Source organism: Paenibacillus naphthalenovorans (assembly GCF_001465255.1).
Classification (GTDB): Bacteria; Bacillota; Bacilli; order Paenibacillales; family NBRC-103111; genus Paenibacillus_G; species Paenibacillus_G naphthalenovorans.
Genome location: NZ_CP013652.1, coordinates 1,020,974 through 1,043,748, shown reverse-complemented (window position 1 = coordinate 1,043,748; position 22,775 = coordinate 1,020,974). Strand labels below are relative to the sequence as shown.

General features: G+C 52.0%; 18 protein-coding genes and 1 other annotated feature. Of the genes, 3 read left to right on the top strand and 15 right to left on the bottom strand.

Translation table 11 applies throughout. The features are described 5' to 3' along the window. Positions 1-70: 70 nt before the first annotated feature. Genes carB through pyrR form a run of 5 tightly spaced genes read right to left on the bottom strand, consistent with a single transcriptional unit; the run spans position 71 to position 7,283 of the window. On the bottom strand, positions 71-3,286 hold the full coding sequence (gene carB / locus IJ22_RS04975) for a carbamoyl-phosphate synthase large subunit (protein WP_062407700.1): 3,216 nt from the start codon (positions 3,284-3,286) through the stop codon (positions 71-73). After that, a complete protein-coding gene (locus IJ22_RS04970; RefSeq protein WP_062407699.1) occupies positions 3,273-4,451 on the bottom strand; it encodes a carbamoyl phosphate synthase small subunit in 1,179 nt (392 codons plus the stop codon). The genes carB and IJ22_RS04970 overlap by 14 nt, the downstream gene beginning before the upstream one ends. Positions 4,452-4,507: 56 nt before the next feature. Beyond that, the gene (locus IJ22_RS04965) at positions 4,508-5,791 is read right to left on the bottom strand and encodes a dihydroorotase (protein WP_062407697.1); all 1,284 of its coding nucleotides are present in this window, start codon (positions 5,789-5,791) and stop codon (positions 4,508-4,510) included. Between the two features lie 23 nt (positions 5,792-5,814). After that, positions 5,815-6,720, bottom strand: coding sequence for an aspartate carbamoyltransferase catalytic subunit (locus tag IJ22_RS04960; protein WP_062407695.1), 906 nt, complete (start codon positions 6,718-6,720; stop codon positions 5,815-5,817). Then, the gene (gene pyrR, locus IJ22_RS04955; protein WP_054818103.1) at positions 6,717-7,283 is read right to left on the bottom strand and encodes a bifunctional pyr operon transcriptional regulator/uracil phosphoribosyltransferase PyrR; all 567 of its coding nucleotides are present in this window, start codon (positions 7,281-7,283) and stop codon (positions 6,717-6,719) included. Before pyrR ends, IJ22_RS04960 begins: the two co-directional genes overlap by 4 nt. A gap of 414 nt (positions 7,284-7,697) precedes the next feature. Between pyrR and dapD the strand changes: the two genes are divergently transcribed. After that, the gene (gene dapD / locus IJ22_RS04950) at positions 7,698-8,411 is read left to right on the top strand and encodes a 2,3,4,5-tetrahydropyridine-2,6-dicarboxylate N-acetyltransferase (RefSeq protein WP_062407693.1); all 714 of its coding nucleotides are present in this window, start codon (positions 7,698-7,700) and stop codon (positions 8,409-8,411) included. A 96-nt stretch (positions 8,412-8,507) separates the two neighbouring features. After that, positions 8,508-9,656: an N-acetyldiaminopimelate deacetylase gene (locus IJ22_RS04945; protein ID WP_054818083.1), complete on the top strand. Its 1,149-nt coding sequence runs from the start codon at positions 8,508-8,510 to the stop codon at positions 9,654-9,656. 46 nt (positions 9,657-9,702) lie between these two features. Here the strand turns inward: IJ22_RS04945 and IJ22_RS04940 are convergent, their stop codons facing one another. The 8 genes from IJ22_RS04940 to lspA form a co-directional block, all read right to left on the bottom strand. Then, entirely contained in the window at positions 9,703-10,686 is a 984-nt protein-coding gene (locus IJ22_RS04940) for a siderophore ABC transporter substrate-binding protein (protein ID WP_054818082.1), read from the bottom strand. A 108-nt stretch (positions 10,687-10,794) separates the two neighbouring features. Next, positions 10,795-11,553 (bottom strand): iron ABC transporter ATP-binding protein, encoded by a 759-nt coding sequence (locus IJ22_RS04935; RefSeq protein WP_062407692.1) that lies wholly within the window; start codon positions 11,551-11,553, stop codon positions 10,795-10,797. After that, positions 11,547-12,497 (bottom strand): iron chelate uptake ABC transporter family permease subunit, encoded by a 951-nt coding sequence (locus IJ22_RS04930; protein WP_062407689.1) that lies wholly within the window; start codon positions 12,495-12,497, stop codon positions 11,547-11,549. The genes IJ22_RS04935 and IJ22_RS04930 overlap by 7 nt, the downstream gene beginning before the upstream one ends. Next, positions 12,487-13,440 (bottom strand): ABC transporter permease, encoded by a 954-nt coding sequence (locus tag IJ22_RS04925; protein WP_062407687.1) that lies wholly within the window; start codon positions 13,438-13,440, stop codon positions 12,487-12,489. Before IJ22_RS04925 ends, IJ22_RS04930 begins: the two co-directional genes overlap by 11 nt. A 274-nt stretch (positions 13,441-13,714) precedes the next feature. Then, complete coding sequence (locus IJ22_RS04920; RefSeq protein ID WP_062407685.1) at positions 13,715-15,280, bottom strand: AraC family transcriptional regulator; 1,566 nt, start codon at positions 15,278-15,280, stop codon at positions 13,715-13,717. A gap of 143 nt (positions 15,281-15,423) precedes the next feature. Next, positions 15,424-16,593 carry an aminotransferase A gene (locus IJ22_RS04915; RefSeq protein ID WP_062407683.1) on the bottom strand — a complete coding sequence of 390 codons (1,170 nt, stop codon included), beginning with the start codon at positions 16,591-16,593 and terminating at the stop codon, positions 15,424-15,426. 16 nt (positions 16,594-16,609) lie between these two features. Continuing rightward, on the bottom strand, positions 16,610-17,560 hold the full coding sequence (locus IJ22_RS04910; RefSeq protein ID WP_062407681.1) for an RluA family pseudouridine synthase: 951 nt from the start codon (positions 17,558-17,560) through the stop codon (positions 16,610-16,612). Positions 17,561-17,563: 3 nt separating this feature from the next. Continuing rightward, complete coding sequence (gene lspA, locus IJ22_RS04905; protein ID WP_062407679.1) at positions 17,564-18,085, bottom strand: signal peptidase II; 522 nt, start codon at positions 18,083-18,085, stop codon at positions 17,564-17,566. A gap of 111 nt (positions 18,086-18,196) precedes the next feature. On the opposite strand from lspA, the gene IJ22_RS04900 reads away from it, so the two are divergent. Then, positions 18,197-18,961: a TraR/DksA C4-type zinc finger protein gene (locus IJ22_RS04900; RefSeq protein ID WP_062407677.1), complete on the top strand. Its 765-nt coding sequence runs from the start codon at positions 18,197-18,199 to the stop codon at positions 18,959-18,961. A gap of 55 nt (positions 18,962-19,016) precedes the next feature. Here IJ22_RS04900 and ileS read toward each other — a convergent pair whose 3' ends face one another. Further along, a complete protein-coding gene (gene ileS / locus IJ22_RS04895; RefSeq protein ID WP_062410863.1) occupies positions 19,017-21,785 on the bottom strand; it encodes an isoleucine--tRNA ligase in 2,769 nt (922 codons plus the stop codon). A gap of 56 nt (positions 21,786-21,841) precedes the next feature. Then, positions 21,842-22,111, bottom strand: a binding site (T-box leader). Between the two features lie 120 nt (positions 22,112-22,231). After that, positions 22,232-22,711 (bottom strand): DivIVA domain-containing protein, encoded by a 480-nt coding sequence (locus IJ22_RS04890; protein ID WP_062407675.1) that lies wholly within the window; start codon positions 22,709-22,711, stop codon positions 22,232-22,234. Positions 22,712-22,775 lie beyond the last annotated feature (64 nt).

The following is a 22,775-nucleotide window of genomic DNA, read 5'->3' as shown; positions in this document are numbered from 1 at the left end:
TTTAGCCCAATCAAGGGATTAGCACAGCATCCCCGCAGTCAGCGGGACACTGTGCTAATTCCGGATGGTGTCAGGCTTGAGACACCGGCATAGCCGTGGATTGGAAGTAGATGGACTCCAGCACATGCAGCAGCGCGCTTACCGTATCAAGCGACGTCATACACACCACGCCGTTCTCTACCGCCTCGCGGCGGATACGGAATCCGTCGCGCTCCGGCGTTTTGCCTTTGGTCAGCGTGTTGACCACAAAGTGCGCTTCCCCGTTACGAATCAGATCCAGAATGTTCGGCGAGCCTTCGCTCAGCTTGTTCACACGGGTCACCTTCAGCCCGGCGGCCTCAAGCGCCTTCGCGGTTCCGCCCGTAGCCACAATCCGATAGCCGAGCCGTTCGAAGGAGCGGAGGATGGCCGTTGCTTCTTCTTTATCCTTATCGGCGATCGTCGCAATAATCGCGCCGGTCGGCGGAACCTTCATGCCGGAGCCGATCAAGCCTTTATACAGGGCTTTGGCGAACGTTTTGTCACGGCCCATCACTTCACCGGTCGATTTCATCTCCGGTCCTAGCGTCGTGTCTACGCGGCGCAGTTTGGCAAAGGAGAACACCGGTACCTTCACCGATACATAATCATCCTCCGGCCACAATCCGGTTTGATAGCCCATATCGGCCAGCTTCTCGCCCATGATGACGCGAGTCGCCACGTTGGCCATCGGAATATTCGTTACTTTGCTCAAGAACGGCACCGTCCTCGAGGAACGCGGGTTAACCTCGATCACATAGACTTCGCCTTGATAGATGACGAACTGAATATTGACAAGCCCGACAACGTTTAAGCCTCTGGCAATCTTGGTGGTGATCTCGATAATTTTTTGCTTCAGCTCTTCGGAAACCGTCTGCGGAGGATATACCGCAATCGAGTCGCCCGAGTGAACGCCCGCTCTTTCGACATGCTCCATGATGCCTGGAATCAGTACGGTTTCTTTGTCGCAGATCGCGTCGACTTCCACTTCTTTGCCGAGCATGTACCGGTCGATCAGAACCGGATGCTCCGGATTGATTTTAACCGCATATTCCATATAGCTCAGCAGCTCTTCGTCGGAGTACACGATTTCCATCGCACGGCCGCCAAGCACATAGGACGGGCGCACGAGCACCGGATAACCGAATTTCGATGCCATGCCCACCGCCTGGTCGACGGAGGTTACCGTACCGCCGGGAGGCTGCGCGATCTCCAGCGAGCGCAGAAGCGCCTCGAACTTTTTGCGGTCTTCCGCCGCATCGATGCTTTCCAGATCGGTACCCAGAATGCGCACGCCGGCTTTGGCCAGCGGAGCCGCCAGGTTAATCGCGGTTTGACCGCCGAACTGAACGATCACGCCGATCGGCTGCTCGCGCTCGATCACGTTCATCACGTCTTCAAAGAACAACGGCTCGAAATACAGACGGTCGGAGGTATTAAAGTCCGTCGATACGGTTTCGGGATTGTTGTTAATGATGACCGCTTCATAGCCTGCTTTCTGGATCGCCCATACGGCATGCACGGTCGAGTAGTCGAACTCGATGCCTTGGCCGATCCGGATCGGACCGGAGCCCAGAACGACGACCTTTTGCTTCGTCGTCTCTTTCACTTCGTCTTCCGTTTCGTAGGTCGAGTAGTAGTAAGGTGTCGTCGCTTCGAACTCGGCCGCGCACGTATCCACCATTTTGTATACCGGCTTGATATTCAGGCCGAGACGGTAAGCGCGAACGTCCGCTTCCTTCGTCAGATTCAGTCCTTGGTCCGCCTGGCTTCTGATCTCCGCGATCGCGCGGTCCGTAAAGCCTTTGCGCTTCGCTTCGCGCAGCAGCTCTTCCGAAAGCTCAGGCTGCAGCAGCTCGGCTTCGAATTGGATCAAGCCTTCCAGCTTGTGCAGGAACCACCAGTCCACCTTCGTAAGATCATGCAGCTGCTGTACGGTGTAGCCGCGGCGCAGCGCCTCCGCGATCAGGAAGATACGCTCATCGTCGGGCTTCGCCAGGCGCTGATCCAGCACCTCTTTATCCAGCTTGTCGGTGTCCTTCAAATAAAGGCGGTGTACGCCGATTTCCAGGGAACGGATCGCTTTATGAATCGATTCTTCGAACGTCCGGCCAATCGCCATAACCTCACCCGTAGCTTTCATCTGCGTACCGAGCTTCCGGTTGGCCGACGTGAACTTATCGAACGGCCAGCGGGGGATTTTGGATACGATATAGTCGAGCGTCGGCTCAAAGCAAGCATAGGTTTGTCCCGTTACCGGGTTCACGATTTCGTCCAGCGTGTAGCCCACGGCAATTTTGGCCGCCATTTTGGCAATCGGATAGCCGGTCGCTTTGGACGCAAGCGCGGACGAGCGGCTAACCCGGGGATTGACTTCGATCACATAGTATTGATAGCTGTGCGGGTCAAGCGCAAACTGTACGTTGCATCCGCCTTCGATATTCAGGGCGCGGATGATTTTGAGCGATGCCGAGCGGAGCATTTGGTACTCGCGGTCGGAGAGCGTTTGGCTCGGCGCCACGACGATGCTGTCGCCGGTATGTACGCCTACCGGGTCGAAGTTCTCCATGTTGCAGACGACAATACAGTTGTCGTTCGCATCACGCATGACTTCATACTCCACTTCTTTCATGCCCGCGATGCTTTTCTCAATCAGACATTGGCCGATCGGGCTGTAGCGAATGCCGGAGGATACCGTCTCGACGAGTTCCTCCTCGTTCGCGCAAATTCCGCCGCCCGTACCGCCTAGCGTGTAGGCCGGACGTACGATGATCGGATAGCCGATATCGTTCGCGAAATCAACGGCTTCCTCCACGGTCGTAACAATCGTGCTGTCCGGCACCGGCTGTTCCAGCTCGCGCATCAGATCACGGAACAAGTCGCGGTCCTCGGCCTTCTCGATGGCCGTCAGCTGCGTTCCGAGCAGCTTTACGTTCTCGCGCTCCAGCACGCCTGCGCGCGCCAGCTCCACAGCCATGTTGAGGCCCGTTTGGCCGCCCAGCGTCGGCAGCAGGCCGTCCGGCCGCTCCTGACGAATGATTTGAGTGACAAAATCAAGCGTAATGGGTTCGATATATACTTTGTCGGCCATGTTGGTGTCGGTCATGATGGTGGCCGGGTTACTGTTGATAAGGACAACTTCATAACCCTCTTCTTTCAGCGCCTGACAAGCCTGCGTACCGGCATAGTCGAACTCGGCCGCTTGTCCGATCACGATCGGCCCGGAGCCGATCACAAGTATTTTCTTGAGGTCATTATTTCTCGGCATAGTGCAGTTCTCCTTTCGATGCGGAAGCGGATTTGGCGCCGCCCGCCTGATAAGCCGCTGCAATTTGCGCCTGGCGCGGTACCGGCGGATGGTTCTTCTTATGTTCACGGATCATGTCCAGAAAATCGTCGAACAGATAGCTGGAGTCAAACGGTCCGGGAGCCGCCTCCGGATGATACTGCACGGAGAAGACCGGATGCTTTTTATGACGCAGGCCTTCGATCGTACGGTCGTTGTTGTTGATATGCGTCACTTCCAGGTCCGTACCGCTGATGGAATCTTCCTTTACCGTATATCCATGGTTTTGTGAAGTAATGTAGCACCGGCCGGACTTCAAATCCTTAACCGGATGGTTCCCGCCGCGATGCCCGAACTTGAGCTTTTCGGTGTCGGCTCCGCTGGCCAGCGCGATGAGCTGATGACCCAGACAGATGCCGAAAATCGGAAACTGTCCGATCAGCTCGGAAATCATCTGGACGGCATGCGGTACATCCTTCGGATTTCCGGGGCCGTTGGACAGCATAATGCCGTCCGGCGCGAGGCGGCGGATTTGATCGGCTGTCGTGTCCTGCGGCACCACGACCACATCGCAGCCGCGCTTGGTCAGGTCGCGCAGAATGCCGCTCTTCGAACCGAAGTCTACAAGCACGATACGTTCTTTCGTCCCCGGTGCGCTGTACACGCTTTTGGTGGATACGCGGGATACCTGATCGGTCATCAACGGTGCGACTTTCAACTGCTCCAGCAGCTCTTCCACACGCTTGTTGGATGTCGTCAAAATGCCCTTCATTGCGCCATGATGACGGATACGGCGGGTCAGCATCCGCGTATCGATGCCGCTGATTCCGGGAATGCCGTATTCCTTAAGCAGGCTGTCGATCGTATATTCCGCTCTCCAGTTGCTCGGCACTGCTTCATGCTCACGGACGACAAATCCATGAACATACGGGCGAATCGATTCGAAATCGTCCCGCGTAATGCCGTAGTTGCCGATCAGCGGATAGGTCATCGTCACGATCTGTCCGCAATAGGACGGATCGGAAAGAACCTCTTGATATCCTGTAATCCCTGTATTAAAAACGACCTCGCCTACCGAGTCGCCGGTGCTTCCGAATGCTTTACCGGTAAACAGCGTACCGTCTTCCAACAACAATCTAGCCTGCATGTCTGGTCAACTCCTTCATTCTGCTGTGTTCGTAAGTACTTGTAAACCCATAAACCTTACTCCGACCAAACCACTTTGCCTTCCACCATGGTCATCGCCGGCCAGCCCTTAAGCTTCCAGCCGGTAAACGGGGTGTTGCGGCCCTTGGATTCAAATTCCGCAGGGTTCACTTCCTTCTCCGTCTCCAAATCGATCAGCGTCAGGTCCGCCGTCCGGCCGGCCTCCAATATGCCCCAAGGCAGTCCGAACACTTCCGCCGGAAGCCTGGTCATCTTGTCCACCAGGAACTGCAGCGTCCATTCGCCTGTCGCTACGAACTTCGTATAAAGAAGCGGAAAGGCTGTTTCAAAGCCGACGATACCGAACGGCGCCAGCTGCAGCCCGCGCGCCTTTTCTTCTTCGCTGTGCGGAGCGTGGTCGGTTACCACGATATCGATCGTACCGTCCACGAGGCCCTCGATACAAGCCCGCACGTCACGAGGCGTACGCAGCGGAGGATTCATCTTCCAATTGGCGTCCATGCTGTCCGGAATGTCTTCGTCGGAGAGCAGCAGATGGTGCGGACAAACCTCCGCCGTTACTTTGATGCCGATCTGCTTGGCTTGACGGATCAAGCGAACGGATTGCTCCGTGCTCACATGGCATACGTGGTAATGAACCCCTGTCGCTTCGGCCAGAAGAATATCGCGGCCCACATGAATGGCTTCCGATTCGTTCGGAATGCCCTTCAGCCCGTGCTTGCGAGCGAACGCTCCCTCGCTTACGGCCGCTCCCTCCACCAGGGTGTTGTCCTCGCAATGCGCGATGATCGGCATTCCGATCGAAGCCGCTTTGGCCATGGCGTCCTTCATCATCTGAGCGCTTTGTACCCCGACCCCGTCGTCGGTGAAGCCGATCGCGCCAGCCGCTTTCAGCGCTTCGAAATCCGTCAGCTCACGGCCCAGCTCATTTTTCGTGATGCAGGCATAAGGCAGTACGCGCACAACCCCTTCGGTTTCAGCCTTGTTCAGCACGTATTTCAGCGTTTCCACCGTGTCGGTCACCGGCCGCGTATTCGGCATGCAGGCAATGGTCGTAAAACCGCCCCGCGCCGCCGAACGCGTTCCTGTCGCAATCGTTTCTTTATACTCAAAGCCCGGTTCACGCAAATGCACGTGCATGTCGATCAGCCCGGGCGCGAGAAACTTGCCTTGCGCGTCGATGACCGTATGCCCTGAGGTGTCAGGCGCCGTACCTGCTTCTATGATGCGCTCAATTTGATTTCCTTCCACAAGAACATGCTTTGCCGCCAGTTCATTGCCGCCATTCAGTACTGCAGCGTTCAGAATCCAGATTCCCATCGGTACCTCCGCATCGTGTATTTTCAACTTAAAGCCCGCTCGATCACAGCCATCCGAATCGGTACGCCGTGGCTCATTTGCGTGAAGATTTTCGATTTATCGCATTCGACCAGTTCGTCGTCGATTTCTACGTTCCGATTCACCGGAGCGGGGTGCATGATGATCGCATGCGGCGCCAGCTTGGCCGCCCGCTCCACAGTCAGCCCGTAAGCGGCGCGGTATTCTTCAGCCGATCGGAACAGAGAGCCTTCATGTCGCTCCAGCTGTACTCTGAGCATCATGACCACATCGGCCTTCAGCGCTTCGTCGATCGTGGTGTAAGGCGCATATTCCGCCAATTCGGCGGCCTGCATTTCTGCAGGAGCGCAGAAGCTTACTCTGGCCCCGAGCGTCCGGAGCGCCCACAGGTTCGAGCGCGCCACCCGGCTGTGCCGAATATCTCCGATAATCGCTACATGAAGCCCGCTGATGTGGCCAAAATGTTTGCGCATCGTGTACAGGTCGAGCAGAGCCTGCGTCGGATGCTCGTTATTGCCGTCGCCGGCATTGATCAGAGGCACTTTAATTTTCTGTGCCAGCTCGGCAAGAAGGCCGTTCGGCTTCATCCGGATCACGCCCGCGTCGATCCCCATCGACTCCAGGGTCCGCACCGTATCGTATATCGACTCGCCTTTTTGCACGCTGGAGACGGCGGCCGTGAAATTCAGCACTTCGGCTCCAAGCCGTTTTTCTGCTACTTCAAAGGAGAAGCGCGTTCTCGTGCTGTTCTCAAAAAACATATTGGCTACAAAGCGTCCCTGCAGATGGTTCGATACCTTCACCGGGTACTCCTCCCAGTAGGACGCCCGGTCCAAAATGGACGTGAGCTCCGTAGCGCTTAGCCCCTTAGTGCCGAGAAGATGCTTATGCGTGTGTACCTGCAGTGTCATTCTTTTGGCCCCCTCTGCCCCGTAATTACGACTTGATCGATTCCATCCACTTCCTTCAGCTCCACATCGATGTTCTCCAGCCGGGAGGTGGGGATGTTCTTGCCGACATAGTCCGGCCGAATCGGAAGCTCCCTGTGTCCGCGGTCCACCAGCACCGCAAGCTGAATCATTTGCGGCCGGCCCAGATCCATCAGCGCATCCATCGCCGCTCTGACGGTCCGGCCCGTATATAGTACATCATCAAACAAAATCAGCTTTTTATTACGAATCTCCAGTTGATCCGGAACCGACTCCGCCGCCGCGGCATCCTCACCGCCGCCCGCCGCTTTGCTCCGGTCATCCCGGTACCTGGTCACGTCGACCTCGCCAACGGGAACGGGAACGCCCTCGATTTCCCGAATTCGCTCAGCCACTCTGGCAGCCAAGTGTATTCCGCGCGTTCGAATCCCGATGAGCATACAGTTCTCGAAGCCTTTGTTTCTTTCCAAAATCTCGTGAGCGATCCGCGTCAACGCCCGCCGAATGGCGGTCTCATCCATTAGCACATGCTCGGTCTGCTGCATCTGCAGGGCAACCTCCTCCACCTGAGCTTTTTGAAATCCGTCGTGAGACGAAAAAAACCTTGCCGATAAGGCAAGGTATATGCACAAGAACAGAACTCAGCCTCCGGATGCGGGTATACTTCACCCGAATTTATCTGCCGCAGCGCGCTCCGGATAGACCGTTCATATTCATCGTTCACCTTGCCAGCCTCACGGGACTGAAATTAAAGGTGCTATTCAGTTAAAAAGAATTATCCCACGTTCGACATCGCTTGTCAATAGACCGCGAATCTTCGTTCCGAAGCATTCCCTAAAGATTGCGGGAAGCGGTCATTTTATGCTATAAAAGATGTAGTTCACTATCAACCCGAACTTTGGTGACGGATATCGCCCATCGTTCACGGTACTATACATAGAGGAGTTGGAAATGTAGCTATGTCGATTGAAATGAATACAGAAGAAGTTATTAATCTTATTAAAACGAGCAAGAAAAAGACCCCGGTTAAAGTATACTTGAAAGGCGACCTCGAGTCGATTTCCTTTGGCGAAAACGTTCAAACGTTTATTACAGGCAAAACCGGCGTCATCTTCGGAGACTGGGCGGAGATTCAAAGCGTGCTTGATGCGAACTCCTCCAAAATCGAGGATTATGTGGTCGAGAACGACCGCCGCAACTCGGCTGTACCGCTGCTGGACTTGAAGGGCATCAATGCCCGCATCGAACCAGGCGCCGTGATCCGCGATATGGTCGGCATCGGCGATAACGCCATCATCATGATGGGCGCAGTGATCAACATCGGAGCTTCCATCGGCGCAGGCACGATGATCGACATGGGCGCCGTCATCGGCGGCCGCGTGAAAATCGGCAGCATGTGCCACATCGGCGCAGGCGCCGTCCTTGCCGGCGTCATCGAGCCGCCTTCTGCGCAGCCGGTTGTCATCGAGGATGACGTGCTGGTCGGCGCCAATGCCGTTATTCTCGAAGGCGTGCGCGTAGGCAAAGGCTCGGTTGTTGCCGCAGGCGCCGTCGTCGTAGAAGACGTTCCGGAATACAGCGTCGTTGCCGGTACGCCAGCCCGCGTCATCAAAAAGGTGGACGACAAAACGAAGTCCAAAACCGAAATTTTGAAGGATTTGCGCAATCTGTAAATCGGTCGAATTCAGGCTCGGCGTCGCGACGCCGGGTCTTTCTATTAGTATCAGCCTTTGTCAAGGTCCGCCAAAGTAAAGGAGGTTAACCCCACCGTGAGCGTCACTGCCACTCCAAGCCGTTATGTGAAACTGCGCCGCGACCTGCATCAGATTCCCGAAACGGGCTTTCAAGAGTTCAAGACGCAGCAGTACTTGCTTGACTATATCTCCACCCTTCCGCAGGAACATATTGAAATCCGCACGTGGAAGACAGGCGTCCTGGTCAATGTCCGGGGCACGCAGCCGCAAAAAAGGCTCGGCTACCGGGCAGATATGGACGGCCTGCCGATCCAGGAGGATACTGGCTACGATTTCCGTTCCAAGCACCCCGGCTACATGCACGCCTGCGGTCATGATCTGCACATGGCAATCGGACTCGGTATCCTGACGCATTTTGCAAGCCACCCCGTCCAAGACCATCTGACGTTTATCTTCCAGCCGGCTGAAGAGGGTCCCGGAGGCGCCAAACCGATGCTCGAAAGCGAGGAACTGAAGGATTGGATGCCGGATGAAATTTTCGCTCTGCATATTGCACCCGAATATCCGGTGGGAACGATTGCCACAAAGCCCGGCATTCTGTTCGCCAACACCTCCGAGCTGTTCATCGATTTGACCGGCAAAGGAGGCCATGCGGCGTTTCCGCACAACGCCAACGACATGGTGATCGCCGCCTGCCAGCTGGTGGGCCAACTACAGACGGTCATCGCACGAAACGTGAATCCGTTGGATTCAGCGGTAATCACCATCGGCAAAATCGACGGCGGCACGAAGCAGAACATTATCGCCGAGAAGGCGCGTCTGGAAGGAACCATCCGTACGCTGTCGGCGGACACGATGACCCTGGTCAAGTCCCGCATCGAAGCCTTAGTCCATGGGTTGGAAACGGCATTTGCCTGTCAGGCTCATATCGACTACGGCTCCAATTACCTGCAGGTGTACAACGAGGAAAAGATCACCAGCGAGTTTATGCAGTGGGTACGCGAAACGCAGCAGTCTTATCACATCGACCTTATCGAGTGTAAAGAAGCCATGACCGGTGAAGATTTCGGTTATTTTCTGGAATCTATTCCCGGCTTCATGTTTTGGCTGGGCGTGGGCACGCCATACGGCCTGCATCATGCCAAGATCGAGCCTGATGAACGCTCGATCGATCTGGCTATCGGCCTCATGACTCGTTACCTGACCTGGAAATCGAATCGTTAAAATAAGGAAAAACCGAGAAGGGCCACGCCCCTCTCGGTTTTTTTCCTTATTTTAAGCCAGCTTCCACTTCTTTAGCCATTTCCGCTACCGATATTAACCCGCCGCCGGAAAGATACCAATAGTTAGGATCCAGATAAACGATCGTTCCGTTTTGGTAAGCTTTGGTCTTTTTCACCAGCTCATTTTCAATCACCTGCTTGGCCGGCGATTCGTTGCCGACAGCGGCATCCCGGTCAATCACAAACAGGTAGTCCGGATTTTTTTCAACGATAAATTCGAAGGAAATGCTTTGGCCGTGAGTGGAAACTTCAATATTTTTCTCCACAGGAGCAAACCCGAGCACATCATGAATAAGACCAAACCGGGAACCCGGTCCATAAGCGCTGACTTTCCCGCCGGTAACCAAAACGATTAAACCGTTTTTACCGCTTGCCGTTGCTTTTTCCTTGACATTATTGATCGTAGCGTCAATTTTGGCAAGCTCTTCCTCGACAGCGGAGGCTTTATCGAAAATCGATCCCAGCAACGTCATATTTTGCTTGAAGGACTCCATATATTTGGCGTTATCCACGCCTACAAAAATCGTTGGACCAATCTTCGACAGCTCTTGATAAGCCTCGGATTGTCTGCCGGAAATGATAATTAAGTCCGGACCAATCTGATTGATTTTTTCAAAGTCAGGCTCTTTCAAACTGCCTACATTCACATATTTTGCATCCTGATATTTGGACAGATAAGGAGGAATGTTCGCTTGAGGTACGCCTGTCACTTGAACCCCCAGCTTGTCTAAAGTATCTAAAGTGCCAAAGTCAAAAACAACGACTTTCTGAGGATTTTTCTTGACCTTGGTTTCGCCCAGCTGGTGCTTGATCGTCAATTCTTCATCAACCTTCGGTGCCGGGGCTCCATCGGAGCTGCCGTTAGAAAGGTTTGCAGCCGTATCGGTCGTTCCGCCGCCCGTCGTACCGCACGCGGTAAAAACAACGGCCAGCAGCACGGTCAAGAAAATCAAAGAAAGCTTTTTACTCATTCATGTCACTCTCCTAAACAAATGGTTTTATGAATTACATTGATGATGCTTCAACATGGGACTCATGATGAATACCACCAAAATAATGCCTGAAAAATACCGGATCGATTAAGCAAAATAAACACAAATTTTATTCTGGTTGATATCCTCTATGTGAATATCCATGTCATAGACTTCTTTCAATACCGACGGATGGATGATGTCATCCGTATCTCCCACTTTAACGACCTTCCCGTCTTTAAGAGCGACGATGTAGTCGGAATAGCAGGAGGCAAAATTGATGTCATGGATGACCAGAACAATGGTTTTGCCCAGTTCGTCTACCATTCTTCTCAACACTTTCATAATTTGAACGGAATGCTTCATATCCAGATTGTTCAGCGGTTCATCCAAAAGGATATATTCTGTATTTTGGGCGATGACCATCGCAATAAACGCCCTTTGCCTTTGCCCGCCGCTTAATTGATCAAGATATTTATGCTGTATATCCTCCAGCTCCATATAACGGATCGCCTCATCGACATACTCCAGATCCTCCTTGGACAGCTTTCCTTGGGAATAGGGGAAGCGTCCGAATGAAACCAATTCTCTGATCGTCAAACGGATATTGATATGGTTGGATTGTTTCAAGATCGATATTTTCTTGGCGAGCTCGCCGCTCTTCCAGCGGCCGATTTCCTGACCGTCAATGAAAATTTCTCCGCGATCCTTCGGAATCAGACGGCTGATCATGGACAAGACCGTGCTTTTTCCCGCTCCGTTAGGTCCGATTAAAGAAGTGATCCTCCCTTTGGGGATGCTGATACAAACATCGTCGACCACCGATTTATTGCCGTATTGTTTAGATACTTCCCTTACTTCTACCACGACTTATTCTCCTTCAATAGAAGATAAATAAAGTAAACGCCGCCTATGAAATTGATAATCACGCTTAACGTCGTAGAGAAGGTGAATACCCTCTCGACAATCAATTGACCTCCTGCCAAGGCAATCACGCTAACGAGAATGGAGCCTGAAATCAGATAGGTATGCCTGTACGTTTGTATAAATTGATGGACGATATTCACAACCAGCAAGCCCAGGAATGTGATCGGGCCGACTAAAGCGGTCGAAATGGAGATCAGCACGGCTACGATGATCAGCAGTCTTTTGACAACCAGATCGTAGGGAATCCCCAAATTGACGGCATGCTCTTTGCCCAGCGACAGTACATCCAGGAACTTGGCATATTTCATAAAATAAACGGCTGTCGCCAAGACCACCAGGAACGAGATCAAAAGAAGATCCGTATTGATATTATTGAAGCTGGCAAACATCCGGTCCTGCACCACCATAAACTCATTGGGATCGATGAGCATTTCCATGAATGACGAAAGGTTCGAAAATAGCGTCCCGAATATAAACCCGACCAGCAGCAAAAAATAGATGTGCTGCCCTTCTTTTCTGAACAGAAATTTATACAAGACTCCCGCAAACAGGATCATCGCCCCGACCGAGATGAGGAATTGAACGTTGCTGTTCATCATCGTGAGCGTCGTCGCGCCGAACAAATAAACCACAGAAGTTTGAACCAACAGATATAACGAATCCAACCCGATCATAGAAGGCGTCAATATCCGGTTGTTGGTGATCGTTTGAAATACCACCGTAGAAAAAGCGATGGCAGCGCCGGTCAGCATAATCGCAAGAATCTTTTTGAGCCTTCGGGGAAGGACATAATCCCAATTGGATCCGGCATCGATGAATAAATACAAGATTACTAACAGGACCGCAGCCATTGCCAGAAAACCAAGCTTGCCTCTATAAGCCATGTGCCTTTCTCCTCATGAGTAAATAAAGAAAAATACCGCTTCCGATCACGCCGACCGTAAGGCCTATGGAAATTTCATACGGATAAATAATGACCCGGCCGAGGATGTCGCAAAATAATACAAACACAGCTCCCAATAAAGCGGTATGAGAAAGGTTTTTTTTCAGATGATCTCCCTGATAAATCGTCACGATGTTAGGGATAATGAGACCCAGGAACGGTAACATGCCGACCGTAAGCAGCACGACAGAGGATACGGCCGCTACAATGATCAAGCCTATGTATACCACCTGTTTATAATTCAGTCCCAAATTGACGGAAAATTCCTCACCCATCCCCGCAATCGTAAACCGGTTGGCGAACAAATAAGCGATGACCACCAACGGAACACTGATATACAACAGCTCATAGCGCCCCGTCATCATCATGGAAAAATCCCCGTGAAGCCATGTGGAAATACTTTGAATGAGATCATGCTTATAGGCAAAAAACGTAGTGATCGAGCCCAAAATATTTCCAAACATAAGGCCAACAAGAGGGATGAATATCGTATCCTTCATCTTCACTTTGTCTAAAATTTTCATGAACATCAGCGTTCCGAGCAGCGCAAAAACAAAAGCGACAAGCATCTTTTGCAAAGGAGTGGCTGAAGAAAAAATCAGCATGGACACCAGTATGCCTAATCGGGCCGCGTCCATCGTTCCGGCTGTCGTCGGGGATACGAATTTGTTTTGAGTCAGCTGCTGCATAATCAGACCAATGATGCTCATGCTGGCACCTGCGATAATAATACTTATTAACCGGGGCAGCCTGCTGTCCATCAGGATGTGGGCTTGGTCCTCGGATAAATGGAATATATCCAGGATCGAGATGTTCTTAACCCCGATAAATACGGATGTGACGGATAAGACGACGAGAGCGAGCAGTAAGTATCTTTTTTTCATAACGGTTCCTTACTCGATAAATTAGGATTACGCGCTTTAAAATCAATAAAGATAATCATTCTCAATTTGATCCCAAAAAAAATGATGCTGAGCGGTCACCGTTATCATGGAACGGCTGCCTATTGCAATTTTTCGCTGCCCTCCCTATAAAAAGCATCATAACAAGCACGTATGCAATCGATGATTACAAGTGATAATGATTATCACTTTTTCTATTTTACATAAATTCTCCTCAACATGAATGGATATTTCTTCTTTGGAGTATGGATTTTCCTCATTTCCCCGAGGTTAGCAGCAGTTGATTAACGGTTTGATCAAGCAAGCTTTCGTGCATGGAAGGATTGTACAACAAGGGTTCAACATAACGTATAAAAAGACAGTGCTTCTTCTTCCCGTTCCGTTTAAGCCGCCGCCATTCTTCCTCCAGCTTTGCACAGTAATCGTCTGAAGCCGTGGACGGCACCAGAAACAGGACATTATTGCAATCCAGCGACGCCACCTCGCCAAGCGTCATGACTTCATGAAAGTTGACCTTATTGGCCTGGGCAGGCGGCGTAACCTGCAGCTCGTCGTAAAACAGATCTCTCATTTTTTTGTGCTGCATACCAAACACGCGAAACTGTTCCTCGAACGAACCGACCAATAAAAAGGGTTCGTCCCCCAACTGCCGGCGAATATGAAATTTTGCGTTTTCCACCTTCATATCAAAATAAGCCAGCCACCGCTCGGCAACGGTTGACAGACCCAGAATCCCGCTGATTTTCAGCAGCCGCTCCTTCCAGGACATCCCTTTCCAATGAAGCATGACGACCGGGGCGATTTTGCATAATCTCCGGTACAAATCTTCCGGTACGGGAGAGCAAAAAATAAGCTCAGGCCTGCAGCTTTCGATTTGGTGCAAATATTTCTCCGGGTGATCCGACCAGCCTCTTCTTAACGTAAGCTTCGGTGTAATACCAAGAACGGATAAATCGCCCTGAAATACCGGAGATAAATTGGCAATGCGTATTTTGGCGCACGCGGCATATTCCGTCGGCGACATCCCCATATGCTTTTTAAACACCCTGCTAAAGTATAATTCATCGGAATAACCGACGGAGTGCGCCACTTCCATGACCGATGACGGCGTATTCGCCAGCAGGCATAGCGAGGCATTCAATCGGATCGTGGTCATGAATTTGTGCGGGGTGAGCCCTGTATGCCTCCTGAAAGACTGATAAAATCGATTGGGGCTTACCCCGGACAGACGGGCGATCTCTTCAATATCCATCGGCGTATTATAGTGTTCAAGCATATAACGTTTGGTCTGTTCCACGTAATCGGTCAGAACGTCATCCACTGCCCCCGGCTTTTGAATATAAGTCATCAATGAGGAAACCATCGCGTATAAATGCGATTGCAGCTGGTAGAACAGCACCGGCTCATCGTCACCGCAGTCACTCATGAAATCTTGAATCCAATGGCGGATTTGCGGCATCCTAAAGCTGTATAAGTGAAATTCATCCGAAGGCCTGAAAGGTCGGGCCGATGGCGCCGGTATGGATAAGCGGCTCCAATCCCATTCAAACCGGATTATGATGACTTGGGAGGCCGCAGCTCCCCGATTCTCAATCGTACACTGGCAGTGCGGAGGAATGAAAAATAATTCCCCGCTCCACACTTTGCCCGACCGGCGTCTGCTCTCCGATTCCAGAGTCACCTTCAAGCTTTCCTGCATGACGAAGCCGAAAATTGATACATGATCGGCAGACAGCTCTATGCTTTGCAGACTGTCCAGTTTAAACTCCTCTGTCCCCATATAATGCAGAGAAGACTTACGAACAGGTTGTACAGGTCTCAAAGGCTTCACTCCTTGACAGTCAGAATGGCTTGATTCTTATGAAAATGATTATCATCTTCAATTATATCAAAAAATACCCCGCCACAACACTCTTTCAGTGTATCGCGGGGCTTCTTATCAACATTGTTAAATGATGTTCATTTTTAACTGCCTTGCTGCTTAACGAACTTTTCCAGCCGTTCCATCCCCTGCTCCAATACTTCCATGCTGTATGCATAGGAAATACGGACATATCCTTCGCCATAAATGGAAAAGGCATCGCCGGGTACAACAGCCACTCGCTGCTCTTCCAGCAGCTTCATTGTGAAGTCCATGGATGACAACCCGAACCGCTCGATGGAAGGAAATAAATAAAAAGCTCCCTCCGGTCTGTCCAGCTCAAACCCCATGCCAATCAGCCGGTCATACACATAATCGCGCCGCTTCCGGTATTCTTCTTTCATCGGCTGCGCATCGTCCATTCCCGAGGTCAACGCCTCTACCGCGGCATACTGGCTGATCGAACTGGCGCAGGTGACATTATATTGATGCACTTTGACCATGTGCTGCGACAAATAAGCGGGCGCCAGCGTGAAGCCGATCCGCCAGCCGGTCATCGAATGCGATTTGGACAATCCGTTGATCACGATCGTTTTGTCCCGCATGCCCGGCAAAGCGGCAATCGACCGATGAGGCGCGTCGTAAATCAGCTCGCTGTAGATTTCATCGGATATGACGAAAATATCCCGCTGCGCAAGCAGCCGCGCCATCTCCGACAGCTCCGTTTCCGACAGGACGCGACCTGTAGGATTGGACGGATAGCACAAGATGATGCATCTCGTCTTCCCGGTGATATGCGGCTCCAGCAGCTCCGCCGTCAGCTTGAAGCCGTTGGCCCGTGTATCCACGTATACGGGAACGCCCCCGCACAGGCGAACCAATGGCTCATATCCCGGATAAATCGGTCCGGGCAGAATCACCTCGCTGCCTTCGTCCAGAATCGTACGCAGCGTAATATCGAGCGCTTGACTTGCGCCCGTAGTTATAATGACTTCATTCGCCGCACCGTACGTTAACCCGTACTTTTTCTCGATAAAAGCGCTGGCTGCCTGTCTCAGCTCCAGAATACCCGGATTAGGGGTATAAGTGGTCCGGTGGTCTGCAATAGCTTGCTCGGCAGACCGCAAAATATGCTCCGGCGTCGGAAAATCGGGCTGGCCGATCGTGAGTGTGATCGCATCCTTATAGGTCGCCACCAGATTGGATATTTTGCGGATGCCGGATATTTGAATGTCCTTGACTCTCGGATTAACTAGACGCTCTAAATGCTCCATGTCCGTTTCTCTTCCTCTACCTTGTTTTTAATACTTCGAGTACGTTCACCATATCCTCCGGCATCGGAGCTTCAAACTGCAGTGATTCTCCCGTCCGCGGATGCTCGAAACCAAGCACAGCGGCATGAAGCGCCTGGCCTTCCATATGGACTCCCCTGCTTTTCGACGGGCCGTAAACCGGATCGCCCACCAGCGGGTGGCCGATAAATTTCATATGTACCCGAATCTGGTGTGTCCTCCCCGTTTCCAGCTTCAGCTCGAGCAGGGTGTAATCCTTGAAACGTTCGATGACGGCAAAATGAGTGACCGCATGCTTGCTGTTCCGTTCCGTAACCGTGTACAACTTGCGATCCTTCGGATCGCGGCCGATCGGAGCATCCACCGTACCATTATCATGGGGCACGTTCCCATGAACAAGCGCCAAGTATTTGCGGTTCACCGTATGAGCCTTCAGCTGCTCGGCAAGACTATTGTGGGCCAGATCATTCTTGGCCGCCATCAACAGCCCCGACGTATCTTTATCGATGCGATGAACGATCCCCGGACGCATGATGCCGTTAATACCAGACAAATCCTTGCAGTGGTAGAGCAGCGCATTCACCAGCGTCCCTCCCGGATGTCCCGGTGCCGGGTGCACAACCATCCCGCGCGGCTTATTGACCACAATCACATCGGAATCTTCGTAGACGACCTCAATCGGGATGGCCTCCGGCGCCAACTCCAGCTCCTCAGGCTCCGGCATCATCAGCACAACGGTATCTCCATCCGACAATTTATAATTGGGCTTCACGGTCTTTCCATTGACGGTGACATGTCCGTCTTTGACCCACTGCTGCACCTGTGTACGGGATACTTCTTCCTCCAATACTTCCGTCAGGAACTTATCAATTCTTTCTCCCGCTTCTTCAGGCTCGGCAATCCATTCAAACCGGTTGTCCGAGGATTCACGTTCTTCCCCTATGCTCATGATTTACGCATCTCCGCCTTCCGTATTGCTTTGTGCATTTTGTTTGCTTTCCTGACGCCAGCTGATGAACGAATCTACGAAAATCAGTACAACGCCGATGACAATGGCCATATCGGCCACATTAAAAATCGGATAAGTATAATCTACAGGAGTACCGAACCAGTTAAATTGAAACCGGAACATCAAAAAGTCAACCACTTCACCGAATAACGCCCGATCGATAAAATTGCCAAGTGCGCCGCCAAGCAGCAGGCTCAAAGCAAACGGGAGCAGCTTTTTGCCTTCCTTTACCGTTTTTTGCAGGTACCAGATCACTCCTACGGCAACACCGATCGTGATCACAATAAAAAAACAGCGCTGATCCTGCAAAATGCCAAAGGCGGCGCCGCGGTTCCGATGTGACGTGATCTGAAAAAACTCGCCGATGACTGAACGAACTTCTCCCAGCGCCATTTGGCTGACAATGATCCATTTGGTTGCCTGATCCAGTAGCAGCACGATCAATGCGTAGATGTAATATTTCAACGTACCAGCTCCTTTATCCGTTTCCGTGCTAACAACGATTCCCTTGCCTAAGAACAGCCGGAACCGTGAAAAATAACGTTACTTGCGATTGTGTAAAAAGGAGGCTACTCAATGACGAGCGGACCCGTACCATCCCATTCGCTTACAGCGCAGCAGCTTCAGGAATTGACGAACACGCTGCGTGAAGAGAAGCATTGGCTCGAAGAGCATTTGCAAGACGGCGAACATTTCGGTTTGGGCGACGAGATGCGTGTCCAAACCGGTGATCTGTCCACCAATGACAACCATCCCGCCGATTTGGGCACCGAGATGTTCGAACGCGGCAAAGACATTGCGCTGCTCGAGAACGCCGAGCGTCATCTGTCCGACATCAAAGAGGCGCTTCAACGTATTCAGGACGGCACTTACGGGGTATGCCGAACATGCGGCGCGCCGATTCCGTTCGAACGTCTGCAGGCGGTCCCGACAGCAGCTTACTGCGTCGATCACGTACCGGATCCGCACGCGTCCGACCGTCGTCCGGCAGAGGAGGAGCTGCTGGCTCCGCCTTTCGGACGCACCAGCCTTGACGAGCTTTCCAAACAGAATTCATTCGACGGCGAGGACGCCTGGCAAATTTTAGAAAGCTGGGGCTCATCTAACTCTCCGGCCATGGCCGAAAACCCGAATGAAGCGGACAGCTATAACGAAATGGAAATCGAGGCCGATGAAGCCGTCGGCTATGTGGAACCGTTCGAAAGCTTTTTGGCCACCGACATGTACGGTCAGCATGTCACTGTTGTTCGCAATAAAGCTTATAAAGATTATATGCGAAGCGGTGAAGGCTATGGGCTGCTTGAGCCGGATCGAACCCTGGAGGACGAGGATAAGTCCTAGAAATAACGAGCTTATCCTTGGGTTTGATTCCCTCGGATCAGCTCGTTGATCTGTTTTACGCTTCTACACCTGACTCCAAAACTTCGGCACAACGTTTGCAAAGCGAAGGATGCGTATCATGATGGCCTACTTCCGGCGTGACGATCCAGCAGCGTTCGCACTTCTCGCCTTCCGCTACGGAAATGCTCACCGACATGCCTTTATAGGCATGAGCGTCCTCCGGAATCGCAGCGCCGGCCTCATGTACATGTACGGCCGATACGATAAACAGCAGATCCAGCCGGTCGAAGCCGCTCAAAAACTGCTGCGTCTCCTGATCCGGGTACAAATGAACCGCCGCGCTGAGCGAATTTCCAATCAGCTTAGCCTTACGGGCCTCCTCAAGCGACTTCAGCACGTCGTCGCGCAGTTCCGTGAACTTCTCCCACTTCTCTTCCAGCTGGCCGTCAAACAAGCTTCTGTCCACCTGCGGAAGCTCTGCGATTTGTACGCTGGGCAGCTCTATTCCGGGGATATAGTTCCAAACCTCATCGGCCGTATGCGGCAAAATCGGTGCGATCAATTTAGTTATTGCCGTGAGGGCATCATATAATACGGTTTGTGCCGCTCTTCTTTGCGGATCCTTCGGCGCGCTCGCATACAGACGATCCTTCAGAATATCGAGATAGAAAGCGCTCATCTCCACCGCGCAGAAATGGTGCACAGCCTGATAGACCACATGGAATTCATAGTTGTCGTATGCTTCGATGACACGTTCTGCCATCCGGTGCAATCGCACCAGCGCATAACGGTCCAGCTCGTTCATTTGATCCACGCTTACCCGGTCTGTCGCCGGGTTGAAATCATATAGATTCCCGAGCAAGAACCGGAGCGTATTACGGATTTTGCGGTATCCTTCGGAAATTTGGTTCAGGATGTTATCCGAGATGCGCACGTCCGACTGGTAATCCGTAGACGATACCCACAAACGCAAAATGTCGGCGCCCAGCTTATTCGATACCTGGTTCGGATCTACCGTGTTGCCCAGCGATTTGGACATTTTGCGGCCTTCTCCATCCAGCGTAAAGCCATGGCTCAAAATTCCTTTGTATGGTGCAGAGCCCTTGACCGCCACCGAGGTAATCAACGAAGAGTTGAACCAGCCGCGGTATTGGTCCGAGCCTTCCAGGTACAGATCCGCAGGCCACTGCAGCTCTTCGCGCGTTTCCAGTACAGCGGAATGGCTTGAACCGGAATCGAACCAGACATCCATAATGTCGGTTTCCTTGCGGAAATGATCGTGCCCGCATTTCGGACATACGGTCCCGTCCGGAAGCAGCTGTTTCTCATCCTTCAAGAACCAGGCATTGGAGCCTTCCCGTTCAAAAATCAATGCCACATGCTCAATCGTCGCTTCGCTGACCAGGGGCTCGCTGCAGCTCCGGCAGTAGAAAATCGGGATCGGAACGCCCCAGGCGCGCTGCCGTGAAATACACCAGTCTCCACGGTCGGCAATCATGTTATGCAGGCGGGTTTCCCCCCACTCCGGCGTCCATTTGAGTCTTTTGATTTCATCCAGCATGGCCTGGCGGAATCCGTCGACAGACGCAAACCACTGTTCCGTAGCACGGAAAATCACCGGTTTTTTCGTCCGCCAATCGTGCGGATATTGGTGCTGGATCGTGGTCATATGAAGCAGATGCCCGGATTCCTGCAGCCTCTCCGTGATGATCTTATTTCCTTTTTCATAAAACAGCCCTTCAAAGCCCGGGGCCTCCGAAGTAAAATGCCCCTGATCATCTACAGGACAAAGCACGCCGAGGTTGTATTTTTGCCCGATCACAAAGTCGTCCTCGCCGTGGCCCGGCGCCGTGTGCACACATCCGGTACCGGCATCTAGCGTTACGTGCTCGCCAACCATCACAAGTGAAGTACGGTCATAAAACGGATGCTTGCAGAGTACATATTCCAGCTCGCTTCCCTTTAGGGTGGACAATACCTTAACATCGGTCCAGCCGATTTCCTTGGAGACAGCTTCCAGAAGTCCTTGGGCCAGCACATATTTTTTGCCGCCGGTTTCCACCAGAGTATAATCGAAATCCGGGTGAAGGCTGATCCCCAGGTTAGCGGGAAGTGTCCATGGCGTTGTGGTCCAGATGACGATGGACGCATCCTCCGGAAGCTTGCCCTTACCGTCCTTCACTTCAAAAGCAACATAGATCGAAGTGGACGTTTTGTCTTTGTACTCGATTTCAGCTTCCGCCAGGGCGCTTTCGGACGACGGAGACCAATAGACCGGCTTCAACCCTTTATAGATATAGCCTTTATTCACCATTCCGCCGAAAACGCGGATTTGCTGCGCCTCATACTTCGGCTGAAGCGTGATGTAAGGGTTGTTCCAATCCCCGCGGATCGAAAGACGCTTGAACTGGGCCTTTTGCTTTTCAACCCATTCCAAGGCATACGCTTTACAGTAGTCCCGGAATTCGGGCACGCTCATCTTCTTCCGGTCAACCTTGCCGCTGTTGGCAATCGCCTGCTCGATCGGCAGCCCATGCGTATCCCAGCCGGGCACGTAAGGAGCGTCATAGCCCTGCATCGTTTTGAAGCGGACGATAATATCCTTGATGATCTTGTTTAACGCATGACCTATATGAATATCGCCGTTCGCATACGGCGGGCCGTCGTGCAGTATAAACTTCGGTTTGCCTTTACGGCTCTCCTGAACCATACGATAAATGTCCATTTCTTCCCAGCGCTGCTGCATCTTCGGTTCGGCCTGCGGCAGATTTCCGCGCATCGGAAAATCGGTCTGCAGCAGGTTCAATGTTTTGCCATAATCCATTGCCATTGCACCATTCACTCCTTACTTGATATAAACGCAAAAAAGACTTCTTATCCCTTAGGGACGAGAAGTCTCGCGGTACCACCCAAATTAAGACACAAACGAATACAGGGCGATCGCTTGACCATTCAAGCCAACCTGCCCTTTCACCGAAGCGTCTTCGCTCCATGATCGATAACGGGATCAGCCGATGCTCTTTACTTCTAATCGGTTCAAGAGATGCTCATGGGTGATATTCCTTCGCCGCCAAAGTCCGGGCTCGCACCAACCCCCGGTTCGCTGACATCAGCTTGACGCCAAGTACTCGTCCCAATCATCGCTTTCACTCATGTTCACTTATAGAGTGGAGTATAGCGGAAATCAGCGGCGGCGTCAACATCCGAGTGCAGCTCCGGTCAAAAACAGGCATGAACCCGGGTGCAGCCGTATATGTCACTGGTTTTGCTTTATGGCTGCTCTACTTCCATGCGTTCCAGAGAAGTCCAGTCTTCTTTGCTGAGCAGTTCCAGCTGCGCCTCAATCAGCGTGCGGAAACGCGTGCGATAAATCGAAGCCTGTTTCTTCAGCTCTTCGGTTTCCATGGCGATTTTGCGTGTCTTCGAGAGGGCTTCGTTGATGATGCGGTCTGCATTCTTCTCCGCTTCCTTAAGGATCAGCTGCGCTTCCTTCTTCGCATTCGTCTTGACTTCATCGGCCGCTTCCTGCGCGACGATGATGGTCTTGCTTAACGTTTCTTCAATGTTGGAAAAATGATCCAGCCGTTCTTGAATCGCGTTCAGCTGATTCTGCAATTCTTTATTTTCACGGATTAACACTTCATAATCCTTGATCACCTGATCCAAAAACTCATTGACTTCATCCTCATCATAACCGCGAAATGACCGTTTGAATTCCTTATTATGTATGTCGAGCGGGGTTAAAGCCATTGTTGCACCTCCTGCAAATTTAGCAACCAACCTAATCACGTATTGCTATATTCGACAATTGACT